Origin of the sequence: Pseudomonas sp. K5002, assembly GCF_013386655.1 — a bacterium.
GTDB lineage: Bacteria > Pseudomonadota > Gammaproteobacteria > Pseudomonadales > Pseudomonadaceae > Aquipseudomonas.
Window position 1 is genome coordinate 1 of the sequence record NZ_JACARK010000273.1, and the last position, 4,908, is coordinate 4,908.

6 protein-coding genes and 1 pseudogene are annotated in these 4,908 nt (G+C 60.9%); all 7 read left to right on the plus strand.

What is annotated here, in order from left to right:
* Nucleotides 1-382 (plus strand): annotated as a pseudogene (locus HX846_RS14105) (methyl-accepting chemotaxis protein); the annotation flags it as partial.
* Nucleotides 383-463: 81 nt separating this feature from the next.
* Nucleotides 464-919: an SRPBCC family protein gene (locus HX846_RS14110; protein WP_003207553.1), complete on the plus strand. Its 456-nt coding sequence runs from the start codon at nucleotides 464-466 to the stop codon at nucleotides 917-919.
* 154 nt (nucleotides 920-1,073) lie between these two features.
* Nucleotides 1,074-1,520: a DUF411 domain-containing protein gene (locus HX846_RS14115; protein WP_003207550.1), complete on the plus strand. Its 447-nt coding sequence runs from the start codon at nucleotides 1,074-1,076 to the stop codon at nucleotides 1,518-1,520.
* A 3-nt stretch (nucleotides 1,521-1,523) separates the two neighbouring features.
* Nucleotides 1,524-1,955, plus strand: a complete 432-nt coding sequence (locus HX846_RS14120; protein WP_087692369.1) for a YqaA family protein — start codon at nucleotides 1,524-1,526, stop codon at nucleotides 1,953-1,955.
* Nucleotides 1,956-2,010: 55 nt separating this feature from the next.
* Nucleotides 2,011-3,024, plus strand: coding sequence for an alpha/beta fold hydrolase (locus HX846_RS14125; RefSeq protein WP_178965578.1), 1,014 nt, complete (start codon nucleotides 2,011-2,013; stop codon nucleotides 3,022-3,024).
* 26 nt (nucleotides 3,025-3,050) lie between these two features.
* On the plus strand, nucleotides 3,051-4,004 hold the full coding sequence (locus HX846_RS14130) for a D-2-hydroxyacid dehydrogenase family protein (protein WP_102605557.1): 954 nt from the start codon (nucleotides 3,051-3,053) through the stop codon (nucleotides 4,002-4,004).
* Nucleotides 4,005-4,443: 439 nt separating this feature from the next.
* Nucleotides 4,444-4,908, plus strand: a 465-nt coding sequence (locus HX846_RS14135) for a glycogen/starch synthase (protein ID WP_178965579.1), incomplete at its 3' end; no start/stop codon positions are given.

Here is a 4,908-nt window from a genome sequence, read left to right on the forward strand (position 1 = left end):
CGCCGCCCGCACCCAGGCCAGCACCTCGCAGATCAATGAGATGCTGGCGCGCCTGACCACGGGCGTGAGTTCCTCGGTGACGGCCATGGAAGCCACCCAGGCCAGCTGCCAGTCTGCGGCTGACGCCACGGCCCGGGTGAACACAGGATTGGACGAGATGGCCGGCTCCGTCAGCCATATCAACAACCTCAGCACCCAGATCGCCACCGCCGCCGAACAGCAAAGCGCAGTGACCGAGGAAATCAACCGCAGCATGGTGCACATCCGCCACATGGTCGAAGAGCTGGTGCAAAGCGGCCACGCCACCGAGCACAACACCCAGAGCCTGCTGGATGCCAATGGCCGGGTTATTGCATTGATGGGTCGCTTCAAGGTGCGTTGAAAAAATAGCCTGAAAGCTCCCGTGCAATGCGCGGGAGCCGGACTATTCTGACAGTTCGCTCCGCCACACAGGAGGTGTGTCATGCACGCAGTTGAGCACCCGATCCGTCTGGAGCGGATCAGTCAGGAACGCTATATACAAGCCTCTATCGACGACGTTTACGACTACGTTACCCAACCGGATCGCTGGCATGAATGGCATCCGACATCCCTGGGCGCCGACACCGGTATCGCCGGCTCATTGCCTGCCGGTCATCGTTTCACTGAAACCATCGACCTGCTGGGTGTGCGGGTTCCCATGAGCTATCGCGTGCAGATTGCGCAGCGACCGCGGGAGTTCAAGACCGCGTTCACCTCATTGGCGGTCGATGGCTGTATTCATTATCTGCTGCAAGTACAGGGCAACGGCACGCTGTTCAAGCGCATCCTCACCTATGAAACCGAACTGCAACTGACCACCCTGCATGAGCGCATGATCGCACTGTCCAACCAGGCCCTTGATCAGCTCAAGCAGCGCCTGGAATCCCCGCCAGCCTGACAAAACCGTCATATCCCTCTCAGTTTTCCGACAGCACCAGGCGGTTATTCTGGTGCTGTCGGTTTTTCGTAAAACCTCGTAACACTCCCGGGAAACCCTTTTTTAAAAAGCGCGGAGAATGCCCGGCTGTTGCCCTTTATCTGACGAGATGATGATGAAAACTACCCTACGACTGGCCGCACTGTCGGCCCTGCTCATGAGCACCCTGGCCCAGGCTGCCGAGCTGATCCCGATTGACGTGCACCGTGATGCCAACTGCGGTTGCTGCAAAAAGTGGATTGCCCACCTGGAGAGCAACGGGTTCAAGGTCAACGACCATGTGGAAAGCAACATGAGCGAGGTCAAGCAACGCCTGGGCGTGGCGCCGCGCCTGGCGTCTTGCCATACCGGCGTGATCGACGGCAAGTTCGTCGAAGGCCATGTGCCAGCCGACCAGGTCTTGGCCCTGCGCAAGCGCGACGACTTGCTGGGCATTGCGGCGCCAGGCATGCCCATGGGCTCGCCTGGCATGGAGATGGACGGCAGCAGCGATGCCTATCAGGTCATCGGCCTGACTCGCGATGGCAAAGACGTGGTAGTGGCTGACTATCCGGCACGCTGATTGATGCTTGCCGGTTACCTGGGACTGTTTTTCGCCGCCTTCGGCGCAGCCACGCTGTTGCCGATGCAATCGGAGGCGGTGCTGGTAGGGCTGATGATCAGCGGGCATTACAGCGTGTGGCTGCTGCTCGGGGTTGCAACGGCCGGCAACGTATTGGGCTCGGTGGTGAACTGGCTGCTGGGCCGCTCGGTCGAGCGCTTCAAGGATCGACGCTGGTTTCCGGTCAGCCCCAGGCACCTGGAAAAGACCCGTACCCACTACCAGCGCTGGGGCCATTGGTCGTTGCTGCTCAGTTGGGTGCCGATCATTGGTGACCCGCTGACCCTGGTGGCCGGGGTCATGCGCGAACCGTTCTGGCGGTTCCTGGTGCTGGTGACCTTGGCCAAAGGGGCGCGCTACGGGGTACTGGCCATGCTCACCCTGCACTGGATTTAATCTCCCGTTAATCCCCTCGCCACAGCATCCGGGCACTGTTCCCGGAGCTCTAACCATGTCCAAGATCCGCTCTCTGTGCGTCGCCAGCCTGTTGCTCGGCAGCGCCCTGCCCGCCTTCGCCGCCGAAGAAGGTCCGACCTACGGCCCCGAGCTGCAAGGCTTCCAATACCCGTACCCGGTAGAGCACTTCACCTTCCAGTCCCAGGGCAAATCCCTGCAGATGGGCTACATGGACGTGCCGGCCAAGGGCAAGGCCAACGGGCGCAGCATCGTGCTGATGCACGGCAAGAACTTCTGCGGCGCCACCTGGGATGAATCGATCAAGGCCCTGAGCGACGCCGGCTACCGGGTGATCGCTCCCGACCAGATCGGTTTCTGCACCTCCAGCAAGCCGGACAATTACCAGTACAGCTTCCAGCAACTGGCGATCAACACCCATCAACTCCTGGAAAAACTTGGTATTCAGAAGGCTACCCTGCTCGGCCATTCCACCGGCGGCATGCTTGCCACACGCTACGCCCTGCTCTATCCGCAGCAAACCGAACAACTTGCACTGGTAAACCCTATTGGCCTGGAAGACTGGAAGGCCATCGGCGTGCCCTACCGCAGCGTTGACCAATGGTACGAGCGCGAGTTGAAACTGACCGCCGAAGGCATCCGCAAATACGAGCTCGACACCTACTACGTCGGCCGCTGGAAGCCTGAATACGACCGCTGGGTCGATATGCTCGCCGGCATGAACAAAGGCCCCGGCCACACCCAGGTGGCGTGGAACTCGGCGCTGATTTACGACATGATCTTCACCCAGCCGGTGTACTACGAGTTCAAGGACCTGCAGATGCCCACCCTGCTGCTGATCGGCACGTCCGACAACACCGCCATTGGCAAGGACCTGGCGTCACCGGCGGTCAAGGCGAAGCTCGGCAACTACGCGGTGCTGGGCAAGCAAGTGGCCAAGCTGATTCCCCACGCCACCCTGGTGGAATTCCCGGGCCTGGGCCATGCACCGCAAATGGAAGAGCCGTCACAGTTTCACAAGGCACTGTTGCAAGGGCTGAACGCCCTTTAATCCAACCTTTTTCGAGGCATGCGTGAATGTCGGTACAGATCGCAGTGATTGATGATTGGCAGAATGTGGCCAGTGGCGTGGTGGACTGGTCAGTCCTGGCGTCGGTCGGCCAGGTGCACTTCCTCCACGATTACCCGGCGGACACCGCCACGTTGATCGAGCGTTTGCAGGGGTTCGAGGTGATCTGCGTGATGCGCGAACGCACCACCTTCGACCGGGCTCTGTTGCAAGGCTTGCCCAGGCTCAAGTTGCTGGTGACCGGCGGCATGCGCAACGCCGCCATCGACATTCCTGCGGCCAAGGCCCTGGGTATCCAGGTAGGCGGCACTGACAGTTACAAGCACGCCGCCCCGGAACTGACCTGGGCACTGATCATGGCGTCCACCCGCAACCTGCTGGCCGAAGCCAATTCCCTGCGCGCCGGGGGTTGGCAAGTGGGCCTGGGCGGCGATTTGTACGGCAAGACCCTGGGGATTCTCGGGCTGGGCAGCATTGGCCAGAAGGTCGCCAAATTTGGCCAGGCTTTCGGCATGCGCGTAATTGCCTGGAGCGAAAACCTTACCCCAGAGCGCGCTGCCGAAAGCGGCGTGACCTGGGTCAGTAAGCGCGAGTTGTTTGAACAGGCGGACGTGTTGTCGATTCACCTGGTGCTCAGCGACCGCAGCCGCGGGCTGGTGGACGCCGAAGCGTTGGGCTGGATGAAACCTACGGCGCATTTGGTGAACACGGCACGCGGGCCGATTGTCGATGAGGCCGCCTTGATTGACGCCCTGGCCAATGGCCGGCTGGCGGGCGCGGCACTGGACGTGTACGCCCAGGAGCCGCTGCCAGCCGGGCATCCATTCCGCCAGTTGCCCAACGTATTGGCCACCCCTCATGTGGGGTACGTCAGCGAGCAGAACTACCGCCAGTTCTACCAGCAAATGATCGAAGACATCCAAGCCTGGGCCAAAGGAGTGCCCCTTCGCGCACTAAGCTAGTGCACACATTTCACCTCCCACTCCCCCCTGTAGCAGCTGTCAAGCCCCAGCGAGGCTGCGTCGGGCGCACTGCCGATCCTGAACCGGAGCGCGCTCGACAGCTGCTACGGGGCTCATGAAAAAAATTTGTCCTACAAAAATACCCCACAGACCCCACAGGCTCTGGGATCTGTCCTAGACTCATGACCGATGGGTCCGATCCAAAACAAAAACCCCGCAAAAAATCGAAACTTTCCAACTCTGCCACAGGTCAGGTTTAAGGTAAGGCGAGTGCTGACGGTTCATACCGAACGCCCGTCCATCCACTCTATTTAAGACTCCAGCACAACTGGCATAAGGCTTGCCAGTCTGTGTAGCGCTTGTGCGCCTGGCCGCAGGACGCGGTCAACCTTCGCTGATTGCCATATGCCATCAGCCGACCAGAACTCGGGAGAGAACTATGATCAGTGCCGCTGTAGATACTCAGGGAGAGCGTTTTAGTCAGCCGGTTGGCGGGCCGACCTCATTGGCCGACCTTCCCAACACGGTGCGGCCGGTCCCACGTGTGAATCCCAATCGCAAAAAAGTGCTGTTTGTCACTTCCGAACTGGCCGACCTGGTGAAAACCGGCGGCCTGGGCGACGTTTCCGCCGCACTGCCCCGCGCCATGGCGCACCTGCACGATGTGCGCGTGCTGATCCCCGGCTACCCGCAGGTGCTGGACAGCGACAACCCGATTCATATCATCGGTGAGCTGGGGGGCCACGCCGCGCTGCCACCGTGCAAGATCGGGCGCATGGACCTCAAGGACGGCCTGGTTATCTACGTGCTGATCTGCCCCGAGCTTTACGAGCGCGAAGGCACGCCCTACGGCGCCAACAACGGCCGCGACTGGCCCGACAACCATATCCGCTTCGCCCGCCTG

What these genes read in the sequence shown, in the direction of transcription:
- HX846_RS14130 (WP_102605557.1), top strand. Translation starts at nt 3,051, where the DNA reads ATGTCGGTACAGATCGCAGTGATTGATGATTGGCAGAATGTGGCCAGT.
- HX846_RS14110 (WP_003207553.1), top strand. Translation starts at nt 464, where the DNA reads ATGCACGCAGTTGAGCACCCGATCCGTCTGGAGCGGATCAGTCAGGAA.
- HX846_RS14125 (WP_178965578.1), top strand. Translation starts at nt 2,011, where the DNA reads ATGTCCAAGATCCGCTCTCTGTGCGTCGCCAGCCTGTTGCTCGGCAGC.
- HX846_RS14115 (WP_003207550.1), top strand. Translation starts at nt 1,074, where the DNA reads ATGAAAACTACCCTACGACTGGCCGCACTGTCGGCCCTGCTCATGAGC.
- HX846_RS14120 (WP_087692369.1), top strand. Translation starts at nt 1,524, where the DNA reads ATGCTTGCCGGTTACCTGGGACTGTTTTTCGCCGCCTTCGGCGCAGCC.